This window comes from Pseudomonas sp. CCC3.1, from assembly GCF_034347405.1.
Taxonomy (GTDB): Bacteria; Pseudomonadota; Gammaproteobacteria; order Pseudomonadales; family Pseudomonadaceae; genus Aquipseudomonas.
The window spans coordinates 1,371,056-1,387,562 of sequence record NZ_CP133778.1 but is presented as its reverse complement, the minus strand read 5'-3'; the positions used below and the strand labels follow the sequence as shown (position 1 = coordinate 1,387,562).

At 48.3% G+C, this 16,507-nt stretch carries 15 protein-coding genes and 2 pseudogenes; 4 read left to right on the top strand and 13 right to left on the bottom strand.

Annotation, left to right across the window (positions count from 1 at the left end):
- Positions 1–58 precede the first annotated feature (58 nt).
- Positions 59–811, bottom strand: a complete 753-nt coding sequence (locus RHM56_RS06230) for a GntR family transcriptional regulator (protein WP_322239598.1) — start codon at positions 809–811, stop codon at positions 59–61.
- 242 nt (positions 812–1,053) lie between these two features.
- Between RHM56_RS06230 and RHM56_RS06225 the strand changes: the two genes are divergently transcribed.
- Positions 1,054–2,244, top strand: a complete 1,191-nt coding sequence (locus tag RHM56_RS06225; protein ID WP_322239596.1) for a benzoate/H(+) symporter BenE family transporter — start codon at positions 1,054–1,056, stop codon at positions 2,242–2,244.
- A gap of 57 nt (positions 2,245–2,301) precedes the next feature.
- Here RHM56_RS06225 and RHM56_RS06220 read toward each other — a convergent pair whose 3' ends face one another.
- Positions 2,302–3,063: an SDR family oxidoreductase gene (locus tag RHM56_RS06220; RefSeq protein WP_322239594.1), complete on the bottom strand. Its 762-nt coding sequence runs from the start codon at positions 3,061–3,063 to the stop codon at positions 2,302–2,304.
- A 194-nt stretch (positions 3,064–3,257) separates the two neighbouring features.
- Here RHM56_RS06220 and RHM56_RS06215 point away from each other — a divergent pair, with 194 nt between their 5' ends.
- Positions 3,258–4,262, top strand: coding sequence for an NADP-dependent oxidoreductase (locus RHM56_RS06215; protein ID WP_322239592.1), 1,005 nt, complete (start codon positions 3,258–3,260; stop codon positions 4,260–4,262).
- A 46-nt stretch (positions 4,263–4,308) separates the two neighbouring features.
- Here RHM56_RS06215 and pyrF read toward each other — a convergent pair whose 3' ends face one another.
- The gene (gene pyrF, locus RHM56_RS06210; RefSeq protein ID WP_322239590.1) at positions 4,309–5,007 is read right to left on the bottom strand and encodes an orotidine-5'-phosphate decarboxylase; all 699 of its coding nucleotides are present in this window, start codon (positions 5,005–5,007) and stop codon (positions 4,309–4,311) included.
- Positions 5,008–5,239: 232 nt separating this feature from the next.
- Here pyrF and RHM56_RS06205 point away from each other — a divergent pair, with 232 nt between their 5' ends.
- Positions 5,240–5,407, top strand: coding sequence for a DUF2897 family protein (locus RHM56_RS06205; RefSeq protein ID WP_322239588.1), 168 nt, complete (start codon positions 5,240–5,242; stop codon positions 5,405–5,407).
- A gap of 139 nt (positions 5,408–5,546) precedes the next feature.
- Complete coding sequence (locus RHM56_RS06200; RefSeq protein ID WP_322239586.1) at positions 5,547–6,104, top strand: TetR/AcrR family transcriptional regulator; 558 nt, start codon at positions 5,547–5,549, stop codon at positions 6,102–6,104.
- Positions 6,105–6,167: 63 nt separating this feature from the next.
- Here the strand turns inward: RHM56_RS06200 and RHM56_RS06195 are convergent, their stop codons facing one another.
- The 10 genes and pseudogenes from RHM56_RS06195 to RHM56_RS06150 form a co-directional block, all read right to left on the bottom strand.
- Positions 6,168–6,497 (bottom strand): helix-hairpin-helix domain-containing protein, encoded by a 330-nt coding sequence (locus RHM56_RS06195; RefSeq protein ID WP_322239584.1) that lies wholly within the window; start codon positions 6,495–6,497, stop codon positions 6,168–6,170.
- Positions 6,498–6,606: 109 nt separating this feature from the next.
- The gene (locus RHM56_RS06190) at positions 6,607–8,604 is read right to left on the bottom strand and encodes a nucleoside-diphosphate sugar epimerase/dehydratase (RefSeq protein WP_322241716.1); all 1,998 of its coding nucleotides are present in this window, start codon (positions 8,602–8,604) and stop codon (positions 6,607–6,609) included.
- A 69-nt stretch (positions 8,605–8,673) separates the two neighbouring features.
- On the bottom strand, positions 8,674–9,867 hold the full coding sequence (locus RHM56_RS06185; protein ID WP_322239582.1) for a DegT/DnrJ/EryC1/StrS aminotransferase family protein: 1,194 nt from the start codon (positions 9,865–9,867) through the stop codon (positions 8,674–8,676).
- A 74-nt stretch (positions 9,868–9,941) separates the two neighbouring features.
- Positions 9,942–10,556, bottom strand: a pseudogene (locus RHM56_RS06180) (acetyltransferase); the annotation flags it as partial.
- A gap of 27 nt (positions 10,557–10,583) precedes the next feature.
- A pseudogene (locus RHM56_RS06175) lies at positions 10,584–11,168 on the bottom strand (sugar transferase); the annotation flags it as partial.
- Positions 11,161–12,312 (bottom strand): glycosyltransferase family 4 protein, encoded by a 1,152-nt coding sequence (locus tag RHM56_RS06170; protein ID WP_322239580.1) that lies wholly within the window; start codon positions 12,310–12,312, stop codon positions 11,161–11,163. The gene RHM56_RS06170 and the pseudogene RHM56_RS06175, both read right to left, overlap by 8 nt.
- A gap of 37 nt (positions 12,313–12,349) precedes the next feature.
- Positions 12,350–13,438, bottom strand: a complete 1,089-nt coding sequence (locus RHM56_RS06165; RefSeq protein ID WP_322239578.1) for a glycosyltransferase — start codon at positions 13,436–13,438, stop codon at positions 12,350–12,352.
- A gap of 1 nt (position 13,439) precedes the next feature.
- Complete coding sequence (locus RHM56_RS06160) at positions 13,440–14,234, bottom strand: glycosyltransferase family 2 protein (protein ID WP_322239576.1); 795 nt, start codon at positions 14,232–14,234, stop codon at positions 13,440–13,442.
- Positions 14,228–15,463, bottom strand: a complete 1,236-nt coding sequence (locus tag RHM56_RS06155) for an oligosaccharide flippase family protein (protein WP_322239575.1) — start codon at positions 15,461–15,463, stop codon at positions 14,228–14,230. The genes RHM56_RS06160 and RHM56_RS06155 overlap by 7 nt, the downstream gene beginning before the upstream one ends.
- 1 nt (position 15,464) lies before the next feature.
- A complete protein-coding gene (locus RHM56_RS06150; RefSeq protein WP_322239573.1) occupies positions 15,465–16,490 on the bottom strand; it encodes a hypothetical protein in 1,026 nt (341 codons plus the stop codon).
- Between the last annotated feature and the right edge of the window lie 17 nt (positions 16,491–16,507).

Here is a 16,507-nt window from a genome sequence, read left to right as displayed (position 1 = left end):
AGTTATCCAAAGGCCCTGCGCCCGCATCGCAGCCTCGTACCTCGTCAGCGACTACCGGTCAGCGATGGCCTTTGCCTTTGGTTTGCAGCAGGTGTGAGAACACCGCATGCAGATCATCCGAGGCGCTTTCTTCGTCGAGGTTGAGCTTGCTGTCGATGTGATCCATGTGGTGCATCATCAGGTTCACTGCCAGCGCAGCATCGCGCGCTTCAATCGCATCGATCAGTTGCATGTGCTCGTCATAAGAGCAGTGTGAGCGATTGCCGCTCTCGTATTGGGCAATAATCAGCGATGTTTGCGACACCAGACTGCGCTGGAAGCTGATCAGCGGCGCATTCTTTGCCGCTTCCGCCAGCTTCAAGTGGAACTCGCCAGACAGTCGAATCCCAGCACCGCGATCACCGCGCGAGAAGCTGTCGCGCTCGTCTTGCACCATTTTGCGCAACTCAGCCAGATCATCTGCCGTCGAGTGATTAACGGCCAATTCAGTGATGGCTTTTTCCACCATGCGCCGAGCAAAAAATACCTGACGGGCTTCCTCTACGCTCGGACTCGCCACCACTGCACCGCGATTAGGGCGCAAGAGCACAACGCCTTCATGGGCCAGGCGCGACAGTGCTCGACGAATGATGGTGCGGCTCACCCCAAAGATTTCACCCAGCGCTTCTTCGCTCAATTTGGTGCCCGGCGCCAGGCGCTGTTCGAGAATCGCCTCAAAGATATGCGCGTAGACAATATCGTCCTGGGTTCCACTGCGGCCGGCCTTGCCTGCGCGGGAGGGTTTCTTGAGAGGCTGCAACTGTTCGTTCATGGGCACTCGAATGGGAAAGCGGCGGCGAATAAGGCGTTACGTTAATACGTAAACGGGCGTCGCTGGCAATGAATTAATGCAAAAAAACAGGCCGCATTGTACACAAGCCCGAGTGCGAGCACGACTGTACGGTCATTTGCGCCCCCGGCTGTATTGCAATGAAATGTTACTTTTGCGTTTAGGCTGCGCTCTGTTCGAACTCTATTGAAGAACACTCTGTTCAGTACAAGGAATTGCGTTTTATGACCAACGCCACTCAGCCGCGCTTGCATCCTCTGGCCGACACCTCACCTTCAGCCGTGGTCGCAGGCTTCATTGCGATGATGACCGGCTATACGAGTTCATTAGTGCTGATGTTTCAAGCGGGTCAGGCAGCAGGCTTGACCACGGGGCAAATCTCTTCATGGATTTGGGCGTTGTCAATTGGCATGGCAGTTTGCAGCATAGGCTTATCCTTGCGTTATCGCACCCCGATTACAGTCGCTTGGTCAACGCCAGGAGCGGCACTGCTGATTACCAGCTTGGGTGGCGTGAGTTACCACGAAGCAATCGGCGCTTACATCACCTGCGCAGTGCTGGTCATCATCTGCGGCGTGACCGGCAGTTTTGAGCGCTTGGTCAAACGAATCCCTTCCTCTCTGGCAGCGGCGTTACTGGCAGGCATCTTGTTCAAGATCGGCAGCGAGATTTTCGTGGCCGTACAACATCGCACCGGTTTGGTTATCGGGATGTTTTTCACCTATCTAATCGTCAAACGCCTGTCGCCACGCTACGCCGTATTGGCAGCGCTGGTGATTGGCACCCTGATCGCGGGTGTGCTCGGGCTCCTGGATTTCAGCGGCTTTGCGCTGGAAGTCGCCGTGCCGGTATGGACCACACCTTCCTTCTCGCTGGCGGCGACCATCAGTATTGGTATCCCGCTGTTTGTGGTCGCCATGACGTCGCAAAACATGCCGGGGGTCGCGGTATTACGGGCCGATGGCTATACCGTGCCAGCCTCACCACTGATTACCGCTACTGGCGTGGCCTCGTTACTGCTCGCCCCGTTCGGCTCACACGGGGTTAACCTCGCGGCCATCAGCGCCGCAATCTGTACCGGGCCGCACGCCCATGAAGACCCTAAGAAACGCTACACAGCGGCTATGTGGTGCGGGATTTTCTACGGTATTGCCGGCGTATTTGGTGCAACGCTGGCCGCTCTGTTTGCCGCGCTGCCTAAAGAACTGGTGTTGTCAATTGCAGCGCTGGCCTTGTTTGGCTCAATCATCAATGGCCTGACGATCGCCATGAGCGAATCGAAAGAGCGTGAAGCTGCACTGGTGACATTTATGGTGACCGCATCGGGGATGAGCCTGTTTTCGGTCGGCTCTGCTTTCTGGGGCATTGTGGCAGGCGTGTTGACCTTGATGATCTTGAACTGGAAAACCCGCTAACCTGGCGCACGTAAAATCTGTAGCCGCAGCCTTTGGCAGTGACTACAGAGTATCTGCCTAAATCGCCATCGCCCCGCCATCAATGGCCAGGGCATGGCCCGTGGTAAACGCAGCACCATCCGAACACAGATAGAGCACGGCACTCGCCACCTCTTCAACCTTACCAATACGCCCCACAGGGTGAACGGCCGCAGCGTATTCAGCCTTTTTAGGGTCTGCCTCATAAGCGCGCCGAAACATATCGGTATCGATCACCGCCGGGCACACCGCATTCACGCGGATTTTTTTCTTCGCATATTCAATGGCTGCCGACTTGGTCAGGCCAATCACTGCATGTTTGGACGCCGAGTAAATGCTCATTTTGGGGGCTGCGCCCAGACCCGCCACCGAGGCAGTATTGACGATGGCACCACCGCCCTGATTCAGCATCAGCGGCAACTGATACTTCATACACAACCAGACACCTTTGACGTTCACCCCCATGATCGCGTCGAACTCGTCCTGCGTCCCGTCAGCCAAGCGCCCGTGTTCAATCTCGATCCCAGCATTGTTGAAGGCGTAGTCCAAACGGCCGTAAGTGTTAATGGTCTGCTCCATCAAGTGCTTCACGTCGACCTCAATCGTGACATTGCAGCGTACAAATAGGGCAATACCACCGGCAGCCTTGATCTGTTCAACAGTCCCCTCCCCGCTTGCGGCATCCAGATCCGCCACGACGACTTTCAAGCCCACAGCCGCAAAAGCCAACGCAGTGGCTCGTCCTATGCCCGCGCCACCACCCGTGACCACCGCCACCAGACCGGAAAACGTCATGCTCATTGTTTTTATCCTCGAAGGGGAAATACGTGTTCAGTGTAGGCACGCGCTAACAGACACTGATTATTCGAAGGGATAAAAACCTGCCTAGTAAAATCACTCCAACGGATAGAAAACCATTCGTAAAGCCACATTAACTTGCTGTGACGGCCAAGAACGTCTATCAACAGACTTTGCCTTAACGATGAGTGCCCACGATGACCGCCGAGACTAACCGCCAATTCCTTCTCGCTAAACGCCCCGTCGGTGCAGCCACCCGCGATACCTTCACCTATCAACAAGTCCCCGTTGCCGAAGCCCGCGACGGACAGATCGTGGTTAAAAATGAATACCTGTCCCTGGACCCGGCAATGCGTGGCTGGATGAATGAAGGCAAGTCCTACATACCGCCTGTGGGTTTGGGCGAGGTGATGCGCGCATTGGGTGTCGGCAAAGTGATTGCTTCAAAGCATCCAGGCTTTGCCGTCGGCGACTGCGTAAACGGTGCACTGGGTGTGCAGGATTACTACGTCGGTGAGCCGCGCGGCTTCTACAAAGTAGACCCGACACTGGTGCCATTGCCTGTTTATTTGTCGGCGCTGGGCATGACGGGCATGACCGCCTACTTCGCTTTACTCGAAGTCGGCGCGCCCAAAGCGGGTGACACTGTGGTTATTTCTGGTGCTGCGGGTGCCGTGGGCAGCATTGCCGGACAGATTGCCAAGCTGAAGGGCTGCCGCGTGATAGGTATCGCCGGCGGAAAAGAAAAGTGCGCGTACCTGGTTGAAAAACTGGGCTTTGACGGCGTTATTGACTACAAGAACGAAGAAGTTCTCGCAGGCCTGAAACGCGAATGCCCTAAAGGCGTCGATGTGTATTTCGACAACGTAGGCGGCGACATTCTTGATGCTGTGCTCAGTCGTCTGAACTACAAAGCCCGCGTGATCATCTGCGGGGCAATCAGTCAGTACAACAATAAGGAAGCCGTCAAAGGCCCGGCGAACTATCTGTCGCTGCTGGTGAACCGTGCACGCATGGAAGGTTTTGTGGTGATGGACTATGCCGACCGTTATGTAGAGGCCGGGAAAGAAATGGCAGGCTGGCTAGCAAAAGGCCAACTGACAAGCAAAGAGGATATTGTCGAGGGGCTGGAAACCTTTCCAGAGAGCCTGCTGAAGCTGTTCAGTGGTGAGAACTTCGGCAAGTTGATTCTGAAGGTTTAAAACGCAGATCGCCGCAGCCCAGGCTACGGCGACCTGACGTGCACGCTTAAGCTATTTCGGCAACAACGGCAGCCAATGCTTTGGCCGGGTCAGCCGCTTGGCTGATTGGGCGGCCAATGACCAGATAATCAGACCCTGCATCCAACGCCTGACGCGGAGTCAAAATGCGACGCTGGTCATCCAGTGCGCTGCCTGCGGGACGAATCCCCGGCGTCACCAGTTGTAGCGATGGGTGAGCGGCCTTCAGGGCTTGTGCTTCCAAAGCCGAGCACACCAGCCCATCCATCCCGGCCTTCTGGGCCAGAGCAGCCAAACGCAAGACTTGCTCTTGAGGCTCGATGTCCAGGCCGATTGCAGCGAGGTCTTCACGCTCCATGCTGGTCAATACAGTCACACCAATCAGCAGCGGCTGAGGCCCGGTACGCTTGTCCAACTCTTCACGGCACGCCGCCATCATGCGCAAGCCGCCCGAGCAGTGAACGTTAACCATCCACACACCCATCTCGGCTGCGGCCTTAACAGCCATTGCCGTGGTGTTTGGGATGTCATGGAATTTAAGATCCAGGAACACCTCAAAACCTTTATCACGCAGAGTGCCGACAATTTCCGCTGCACAGCTGGTAAACAGCTCTTTGCCCACTTTCACGCGGCACAGTTTAGGGTCCAACTGATCAGCCAATTTCAGTGCGGCGTCACGCGTCGGGAAATCCAGGGCGACGATGATAGGAGTCTGGCAGTCGGACATTAGCGGGTTCTCAGGCTGGTCGAAATCGGCGCGCATTATAGCGGAAGCAGCCGCCTACCGGCACCCGATGATCGTATTTTCGTGACTTTAATCATCTTGAGGTGAACCAGAGCGCACAAAAAGATAACCGGCCTACAATGAAACCAGTGGGGTACTCACACACTCAATAGGATAGACAGCAATACGCAGCGCAAATTTTTTGCTCAGCATCTTGCTCATCAAGGAGAAAACAATGCCCTGGTATGCTTGGTTAATTCTCATCGTAGCCATTGGCGCCATCGTTGGCGGCCTGATGACCTTGCGTGAAACGGCCAATAAAGTTGAATTGACCGACGAAGAACGCAAGCGTGTTGCTGAACGCAATGCTGAGATGGATGCAAAAGAATCAAAGGACAAATAACACAGAGATCGCTCTCAGTGTGGAATCAAGAAATTGAGTTCTGAGAGCAACTCTGAAAAACACAAATGAGCAAAACAGAAGTGTAAGGACTTGATACTCAACGCTAAGATGCATTTAGTGCACTAAAGAGACAGCTGCCATGCGGTACTCACAAAATCATAAAGCCCTGACCCATCAGCGCATCATCAAAGAAGCCGCTGGTCTCTTTCGAAGAGATGGAATTGGAGCAACAGGCCTGCAACCGCTCATGAAATCCCTAGGGCTGACCCACGGTGGTTTCTATGCTCACTTTGCTTCCAAAAACGAACTGGTAGAAAAAGCCCTGCAACAGGCCGCCAGCGAAGTTGACGGCTTGTGCGCTGAAATATTCAGCCAACCCCAGCCCTTGAATGCCTTTATCGATACCTACCTGTCGCAGTGGCATGTGACCTCCCCGCATGAAGGGTGCCCATTGCCAACCATGTCTGCCGAAATGGCCCAACAAAGGATTGCCAGCCCGACGACCGACGCAGTGATCAATGCCAGGCTCAAACAAATAGAGAACACACTGCCGGGTTCAGATGCAGAAGAGCAAAGCATCATGATATTTGCGGCGTTAGTGGGGGCATTGGTGCTGGCTCGTAGTGCCGACAGCGATGAGTTAAAAGAGAAAATATTGGCTGTAACGCGTAATACGTTAAAGCAATCAGTCGAATAGGCACTAAGCGCAAAAACCCAAAAGGCCAGTCTTTGACTGGCCTTCTGCATTCAACTGCTTAATTTAGTTAACCGCGACCCTGTCGCGATTCTTCTCAAAAATAGCCTTGCCGATCCCTTTGACTTCCAGAAGCTCATCCGCCGAGGCAAAGTCACCGTTAGCCTCACGATAAGCGACAATTGCTTTTGCCTTGGCGGAGCCTACTCCAGAGAGTTCACGCTGAAGTGTCGCCTCATCTGCAGTGTTAAGGTTGATCGTCATGATTTGGGCATCAGGCGAGGCAATCGTAGCCACGACCGGCTGAGCAGCATCTGCCGTAGGCGTAGCGTGAACCGCGCTGGACATACCGACCATCAAAGCCAGAAACATCGAAGGGAGAAAGGCAATACGCATAAGTGACACTCCAATACATCGTTAAGTGGAAACAGCTTTCCTGAGCTGTACTCCAAACATAGGCGATGACGAGGGAGTGTCAAAAATGTGTCAGTTGCAGGGTATTTCGTTATAACGGCTCGGAGCGACGTTGCTGATGAATCCAGTCAACAATGTCGCCCTCAGGGGTATAACCACTCACTGTCTCACGCAACAACTGACGTACGCGTGCATAGTCATCTTGGTCTACAGCCTCAAGCAACTGAGCAAGTTTTTGCTTTAGTTCTTCCCATGACAACATATCCTCGTTTGCACTCATGATCATGGGATGTTGTGTGGATACAACGTTGTCACCGATCAGCAACTCTTCGTAAAGTTTTTCGCCTGGGCGCAGCCCCGTGAATTCAATTTCAATATCGCCATGCAGATTTTTTTCAGAGCGGACACTTAAACCTGAAAGATGAATCATCTTCTCAGCCAGTTCCACGATGCGCACAGGCTCACCCATATCGAGTACAAAAACATCCCCGCCCTGCCCCATGGAGCCGGCTTGAATCACCAACTGGGCAGCTTCTGGAATAGTCATGAAGTAGCGTGTGATCTTGGGATGAGTCACTGTCAGTGGACCACCGGCTTTGATCTGCTTATGAAACAGCGGAATCACCGACCCAGAAGAGCCCAACACGTTGCCAAAGCGAACCATGGTGAATCGTGTTTTGTTGACCCTCAACACGTTTGACCTGTCACCGAACAACACAGGGGCAACCTCACGGCTAAGTGCCTGTAGCGTCATTTCGGCCAATCGCTTGGTACTGCCCATCACATTGGTCGGACGCACGGCCTTGTCAGTGGAGATCAGTACAAAGTTTGCAACACCCGCCTGAAGAGCTGCCTGAGCAGTGTTGAGCGTGCCAATGACATTGTTCAACACACCTTCGGCTATGTTGTGCTCAACCATCGGTACATGTTTATAAGCCGCTGCATGGTAAACCGTGTCAACTTCCCACGTTTTCATCAAATCGAGTAATTTCTGCGGATTACGCACAGATCCCAAAATCGGCAGTACTTTTACCGACAGTGACTCACGACTCACCTGTTGTTCAAGTTCGCAAAGGATACTGTAAAGATTGAACTCACTGTGTTCGAACAACAGTAGTGTGGTAGGTCTCAGTAATAGAATCTGACGACAAAGCTCCGATCCAATCGAACCGCCGGCCCCCGTGACCAGTACACACTGACCTTTAATGCAGTGCTCCAACAAATCTGCTTGTGCGGGTACTGCATCACGCCCCAGCAAATCGGCAATATCCACTTCCTGGATATCGTCAACCTTCACTCGACCACTGGCCAAGTCCATAAACCCTGGAACACTACGTACGTGCAGCGGAAAGCCTTCAAGCAAACCAAGAATCTCACGACGTCGACCGCGAGAAGATGAAGGAATGGCCAGTAGAAGTTCTTGCGCACCAGTTCGATCAATCATCTGCTGCATATTTTCTGGTTTGAAAACTTGCAAACCCGAAATGACCCGATCAGAAATGCTGTCATCATCGTCAACAAACGCCACAGGACGCATGAGGCGCCCCATCCGTAGCGCTGCGACTAGCTGGTTACCTGCTGACCCAGCCCCATAAATAGCTACTCGTGGCAACCCATCATCACGGCTGGTAAATGGCACATGCTGAGCAGCGGAGAACCAGTCACCTAAGAAGTATTGACGCATGGCCAAGCGTAAACCTCCGAGCATGATAAGACTCAACCACCAATAGTTGAAAATGATTGAGCGCGGAACGACATTATCGTGATTGCTGTACCAGTACACGACGACTGCCAGAATCAGTGAAGACAGACTGACCGCTTTGATAATGGCTATAAGGGCATCATTGCCGAAATAGCGCATAACGGCACGGTACATACCAAAGCGGATGAACATGGGGATTGCAATAAGGGGAGCGGCTACAAACAGCCAAACATGTGCTTTGACTGGATTGATCATGTCGTCGATACCCAAACGAACGACAAACGCCAGCCACAAGGCAATCCAAACGAGCATGACGTCTGTGAATACTTGAATAAAGCGTTTTTGTCGCCGAGACAAATTTAATAAATATGATCGAATTATATCCATAACATCTTTGAACACCTGTGCCGCTCCAAAAATCAATCCGCAATCTTTTGTTCTATGCAGTCGCAGTATTTATGAGGTAGCACCAGCTTCCAATGATGCTTCCAGTACAACGCTACTCAGTATCTGACAGGTCAAATCTATCTCTTGTTCAGTAAGAGTTGGATGAACTAAAAACATCAAGCTGGTTTCGCCCAGCTCTTTCGCGTGTTCAAGGCGTTGCGCAGGACGCCATCCAGTGTTGTCAAAAGCTTTCTCAAGATAGACTTCTGAACACGATCCAGAAAAGGCAGGCACCCCTTGGGAAACGATTTCATTGAGAATGCGATCACGGGACCAGTCAGATTTAAGCCTTTCGGGACGCACAAATACATAGCATTTATAAGCAGCATGCACATCACTGGCAGGGAGAGCAGGAACACGAAGCGCAGGCAATTGCTGGGCAACACTCCAAATCCGCCTAGCATTTTTCAGGCGAGCTGCCTGCCAGTCATGCATACGCCGCAGTTGAATACGACCTATAACAGCTTGCACCTCAAGCATCCGCCAGTTAGTACCAAAGCTTTCATGCAACCAACGAAATCCGGGGGCATGCTCGCGCTCATAGACAGCTTCCCAACTCTTGCCGTGATCTTTGTAAGCCCACATATCAGCCCAGAGTTGGCGATCATTGGTCGTCACCATGCCCCCCTCTCCGCCCGTGGTCATGATTTTGTCCTGGCAAAAAGACCAAGCGCCAATTTGTCCAATAGAGCCCACAGGGCGACCTTTGTACAAGGCTCCATGAGCTTGCGCGCAATCCTCAATGACTTTGAGACCATGCTCATTAGCTAAAGCCATGATCGGATCCATATCACAGGGCCAGCCCGCTAAATGAACGCAAATTAGCGCCTTGGTGCGAGGCGTCAAAACCCTAAAGATAGTTTCAGCGGTAAAGTTTTGCGAGTCCAAATCCACGTCAGCAAATACAGGCACTGCACCTGCATTGACAATGCTCGAAACCGAAGCTAGGAAAGTACGCGATGTCACGATTACTTCATCGCCAAAGCCAATGCCAAGGGCCTTTAACGCTAAATCCAAAGCCACGGTGCCGTTAGCTAAAGCGACGGCATATTCAGTGCCAGACCACTTGGCAAACTCTTTCTCAAAAGCACGTGTTTCCTGACCGGTCCAATAGTTGACCTTGTTAGAAAGAATAACATCCCGTACAGCGTCAGCTTCTTCTTCTGTGAAAGACGGCCAAGGAGAAAACTGTAAATTGCTCACTAATCACCACCCATAACTTTAATATTAAAAAAAGCTCACATAAGAAAAATGATAAATCTCACCTAAAAACAAGATTACTCATTGTCACACCTTAAGACTTTGGCAGGTACGCCGACAACAATTAAATCATCAGGTGTATCATCAACAACTACGGCACCAGCGCCCACCTTAACGTTCGAGCCGATGTTTATTGACTGTCGGATGCTCGCTCCAATACCAATCCAGCTTGACTGTCCAACATTAACCCCACCTGCCAATCTAGCGCCCGGACTGACATGAACATAATCTGCTAGACAGCAATCATGATCGATACTGCAACCGGTATTAAGAATCGAGCCGATACCAATTCTAGCGTATGGATTAACTACAACACCTGCAAATGCAACTCCGCCCTTACCAATAGTGGCATATCGACTAATGGTCGCAGCGGGATGAACCAAGGAAATAAGGGGTGCTTGCGCGTCAAGCAGTTCAGTAATTTTCATACACCTGATTTCGCTACTACCAATAGCCACTATAACGCCATCAAATTCTTGTAAGCGCTTCAGCAGTAGTTGGGTATCTCCCGAAACATGCCAATGTTCAACCTTTTGTATTTCGGGCCACCGGTCATCAAAAAACTCAATATCGTTCCAACCGCAAACCTCAGCGGTGTCAGCTACTACTTTGCCGTGCCCTCCAGTTCCCAAAATTGCCAATTTTTTTGCAGGTACGACGCCTGAGAACTTGGACATCGTTGCCTCACCAGCGGCATTGATACCCTCACGAACAAATACTTTTTTTACAGTGAGCGCAATAATCTTCAAGTCTAACCAAAAAGATTTATTATCGACGTACCAACTATCGTATTTAAATTTCTCCTCCCAACTAATTGCATTACGGCCATTGACTTGCGCCCAGCCCGTAATACCAGGCTTAACATCATGGCGACGACTCTGCTCAGCACTGTAAAGAGGCAGGTATTCCATCAATAAAGGTCTTGGGCCCACTAAACTCATATCACCTTTCAATACGCTCCAAAGTCCCGGCAATTCATCCAAACTGCTAGAGCGTAAAAACGATCCAAAAGGGGTCATTCGTTCAGAATCAGGAAGCTGACCACCATGAGCATCTGCGCAATCCTTCATGCTCCGAAATTTCAACATTTCGAAGGGGGCACCATTAAGACCTGGTCGGGTTTGCCTAAATAATACTGGACTGCCCAATTTGCGTCGTACAGAAAAAGCAAGATAAACAATAATTGGCGACAACAGCAACAAGCCCAAAAGCGAGGCTGTAAAGTCAAAAGAACGCTTAATCAATGTTCAACTCCTGCAAATAGAATGCATTCATTCGCCCCCAATGAACCGTTTGATCGTAACGTTCCATGATTCGAGATCGAGCAAATGCCCCCATTACCGAAAGCTCTTTTCTGGGTGTATTTAAAGCTCGAGTCATTGCGACCTGCAAACTGGCAACATCCTGAGGCTTTGCGATCCACCCGTTCAAACCATGCTCAATAATTTCGTTACTACCATTTATGTCTGTTACTACGGCCGGTTTACTCATGGCACCCGCCTGCAAAACAACATTCGGAAAGCCTTCACGGTAGCTCGGAAGAACCAGAGCGTCACAAGCTTCAAGCGCATCACGTATGTCAGCTTTAAAGCCTAACGTGTGAATTCGTTTGTGCTCCGCAAAAAGAGTAAGTGTCGCACTATCTACAGGGGCCTCAGAATCTAGTTCCCCGACCACTATCAAATGCACAAAATCAGGCAATACCAAAAAAGCCTGACCTAGCTCTTTCAAACCTTTGTCTCTGTTCAGACGACCTATATAGCAGAACAAAAAGTCCTCATCTGCAATACCCAAGGACTTTTTCATAAGCTCTGACTTAGAGCTAACAGCCTCAGTACCTGGTTGGAAAAAATCCAAATCAACACCCGCAATATTTCCATAGCCTATGACCGACATACTTTTGCGAGTAACACCGAAAGACAGTAAATCCCGCTTTACCCCCTCACCCTCCGGAACGACACGAGTCGCAAGCATACAAATAATCCGGTCAATATTGACGAGCAATATCTTTTTCAAGCCCGTTTGAGTAGGAAATATCAGCCCGGTAAAGGTATGTATCCTTACAGGAACTCTGCATATAAAAGCGGCGATCATTGAAACCAACCCGGCCTTTGGTGTATAGGAATGAACCACCGTTGGCTTTAACTTTAACAGCAGTCTACACATATTAAAAATCGACAAGAGATCTGACAAAGGACTTATGCCACGCTTCATAGGAACTATATGAAAAGGAACTCCTTCTTTAGCGGAAAGCGTTTCCACGGCACCTTCAGGCGAACTAGCCAAGTAAACAGAGAAATCGCGATTAAGAAAGCGTGGTTGAAGAGCAAGTATTGTCTTAAGTGTTTCAGGCACTGTTGTAACTATCAAAATTTTTGCTTCTTTCATGATCAAGCCTTAAATTTCAACACCAAATAGCCATCAATTAATATTTATAGATGCGTGCCCATACATCAACTATTTCATTGATAGAGTAATTTTTGACTATTCTGTCTCTTGCTGAGATCGATAATTTCCGGCTATCTTCAGGGTCAAGATCAAGAGCTGTACTCATCGCCTGCATAAGTGAAGATGGGTCTTTGCGAGGGACCAAGTATCCACACCCACCCAATACCTCTTTAACACCTCCGCAATCGGTAGCTACAACTACTTTTTCTGTAGCCATCGCTTCAGCAACCACTAGACCAAAGCCTTCCCATGCGGATGAAAGCGTATATAAATCTGCGGCATTGTAGATATTATTGACATCAGACCTTACGCCTAAAAATCTAACATCACCTGAAAGCCCCAATAACTTCACCAAATTTTCTAACTTATCTCTTTCAGGGCCATCACCTACAATCCACAGTTTAACCTTCGACCTCTTCTCACAAAGTTTGCTAAACGCCATTAATAAATTATCATAGTCTTTTGCATCAACTAACCGCCCTACTGCGACGACAAGCTTTTCGTCCTGACCAATATGCTCAGAAGCTCTTATTGCGTTTCTGGCCAGCAAGTCAGGCTTAAAAATATCGGTATCAATACCGTTAGGCATCGCTTGCATCCCCCCTATAGGGCATGCTTTTTTTTGTTCAAATACACGAACTGCCTCAAGCGTAACGTTAGTAGTCACGTCGGCCAAGGAATGAGTCAATCGGTATGCCAGCATTCTGGCACGGCCTCCCTCATTAGTATTATGCGCAGTATTGATTAACTTCTTAATAGAGCAAAAAGGCCTAATAATACGCGTAAATAAATTAGCGTGAACCATGTGAGCATGAACAACATCGGGCGCAAAGTTTTTTATTATCTTTCCAAGATTAATAATGCCAAGCATAAATCCTGGAATCGTCTTTTTAAGATTCAACGGTATGAGCTCAATACTATTGAGCATAGGACGCAATAAAGCTGGCCCTGTAAGATAGCAAATTTTTACCTCATGCCCTTGGATGCCAAATCGATCGGCCAGATCGAGAACTTGTCTCTCTGCGCCACCAACACCTAATCCAGTGACAACATAAAGAATTTTCATCTTAGTGCCCTTTATTACCTAAAAGATGATACAAACGACACTGCGCATAGCGAACAGCACATTTAATCTTTCTTGATAAAGTTTTTTCCCGCGCAATTTGCTTACTGTAAAAGTAGCCGAATCCTAGCGGATTTCGACGCAAATTAGCATTGAAATTTGCCGAATATCCATCAGGTAAATACTCACACAAATAAAGTGTTTTGTTGCCAAAGTACTTCACTGTCCCTTCATCTGAAACCCGGTTCCAAATCAACAACTCAGGAACAAACTTTTCTCCCTCAAAAATAGGAAATGGGTGTTTAACCAAGTCCGTACGTTTAAAAATGTAAGCCAAGTCACCATTATAAAAATTTGCTGCGGCTGTCGGTGTCATGATGGAAGCGTTTGTGGGTACGCCTTCGAGTACCCGCCCGACGACTTCTCCAGAAAAATCTGCTCTTCTAAAGCAAAAACCAATTGTTCCGCTATCTTTATCACTAAGTAAAGTCGCTAAAAAAACCTCTACTGCGTCGGCAGGAAGTGCATCATCACTGTCAACAAAATAAATCCAGTCACCACTACTTACGCTAACTCCCGAGTTAATCGCAACATGTTTACCTGAGTTTTTTTGCTTGACGATTTTCATGGAAAAAGAAGCGCTGACTTGAAAATCCTTTAACAGGCTCTCGGTCTCATCAGTACTCCCATCATCTACCACCACCCACTCAAAATTCAATTCAGTTTGCGTTTGCAAACTCTCAAACAATCTGGGAAGCGTGTAAGCCCTATTATAAGTAGCCGTAACAACTGTCAACATGCGTTATTCTCTACCCGCTTAATATTTATCGCAAACGCCACTAACGACGCTGAAAAAATTATCTCCGACAGTACCAAGCCATATACAACCCCTTTCAAATCAAATTCATAAGAAAGCAACGCGGCTAATAACAATGAAAAAAACGAGAAGAATATCAACAAAAAGCTTAAAATCCGATCCTTACCTAGGGGCATGAATATCGTTAATCCCATCGCTTGATTCATCATTCTGAAAGGTATAACAAAAACAAAAATACGCAAAATGACAATTGCCTCTTCGAAGCCAGGCCCCAACATCAAACTTATTAAATAATCACCAAGAACAAATATCAGGCCGCCCCCTACAACGCCCGCAAAAAAAAGACCCGTTACAATGAATGCAGAGAACTTCAAATTTAAAGGTGTGGACTGCGATAACTTCCGGCTTAAATAAGGGTACAACCCTATTAGCACAGGACCTACTAAACCTATCGAAGCCTTTATTATTTTTTCAGCTGGAGCAAATTTTGCAACAGCTGCCTGGCCACACATAGCACCGACCAAAGCAGGCCCAGCGCTCATCATTATATTGTTTGAACTTTTATATAAAAAACTGTGAAATCCATCTTTTATCTGCTTAATTCCACCTCTGATTGTAAATGAAAAACCACCGACAACCCTATACACAAGGTAAAAACCAACTACTGTATTGAGAACGGAAAATGACGACATAATCATCAGCGCTTTGGAGGCATCTTCAGGCTGAGAAATAAACATAAACAGCATGAGCAACCCAACAAATCTTAAACACACCTCAAACACGACAGGGAACGTTATTTTCTCTAAGCCTTGGAATAACCAAATACTACTAAATCCGAATGCAAAGAAATACAGATAGCCCCACAAAGCTGCTTGCAGTTTGATATCCACTTTAGTAACAGACAAGACAACAAACGACAAAACCACCATACCCGTTGTCAAGATTATTTTAGCAGACGTTATTTCATTGTAAATTTTCGACAATAGCGATTTTTCACCAGCACACAGTGCTACTTGTCTCGAGCCACTTAAAGAGTACCCATATTCCACAACTAAAGAGCACAACAATGCGCTTGTTTGAATGAGCAATATATGACCATATTCGTCCACTCCCAAAGCCCTAGCCAAGATTGGAATTTCCAAAATAGGAATCAAATAACTCACTAACTGCGCAACAAACAACAAACTTACATTTTTCAATTGCAGAATCATGCTATGCCTCTACCTGTACTTCATTTTCACTGGCAACCATTTGCCGGGAAAAAGTAGCTAACATAGAGACCATTAATATCCATATCCCCCACTCAGAGAGTTCAGTACTGAAGGGGTGAAGCATCATTAGAAAGGCATAGCCTATTACGCCTCCAAATGCAGCAACTGAGTAAGCAAGATTCTCAGACGATTTGATAGAAAGCGACCTAAAAACGATAAATTTTCCAATGAAAATAATAATAGGGGAAAACATAAGTACAACCATACCTATAAAACCTAAAACACCTAGATCACCTAATGATGAGAGGTAAGCATTGTGCACTACCATATTTTCACGACCGACCAAGGACGTCGCTGTACCAAATCCACACCCTAATGGGAAACATTGCTGAGCATGCATAACTCCGTCTGTGAGCATTTGGGTGCGTGTTGGGTCCCCCGCTGCAAGCCTGTTCAATACCAATGGTTCTGTTGCATTGCTTAAAAAAACAAACCCGCAACTGTAAAGTATCAACAACCCTAGGCCACCCAGCCCCAACACTAACGAGCATACCAATGCGGTTTGGGGTTTCAAATAAGCACACAGCACAACAAACAGCAGTGCCACCATCGCAAGGATTAAGAAACCTGTTCGACTTGAGTCTGACTTTAACAAGAACATACCACCGATCAAAGCAAGTAAAGATAGAAACTTATTCCCCGTGCTAAACACCGTTCCTGCGATGACAAATCCTATAAAGAACACTGGCGTTTTCCAAAGAACACCAGGGTATGCAAATTGGCTACCTTGCCGTCCATCCCCCAACTCAACATATAGCTCCCGCATGGAATATTTAGACATCAAAAACAAAAGCAGTCCAACCATGATAGATATCAAGCTTATTTTATAGACATCCCCCGCGACCAAATCACGAGCATTGATATAAATACAAAAAAAAGCCACTGCGATAAAAAAAAACTTTACACCTTGATAAACTGTATACACATCATCATTAACAATACCGCTCAAAACAAAAGACATCAACACCAAAAGAAAACCTATCA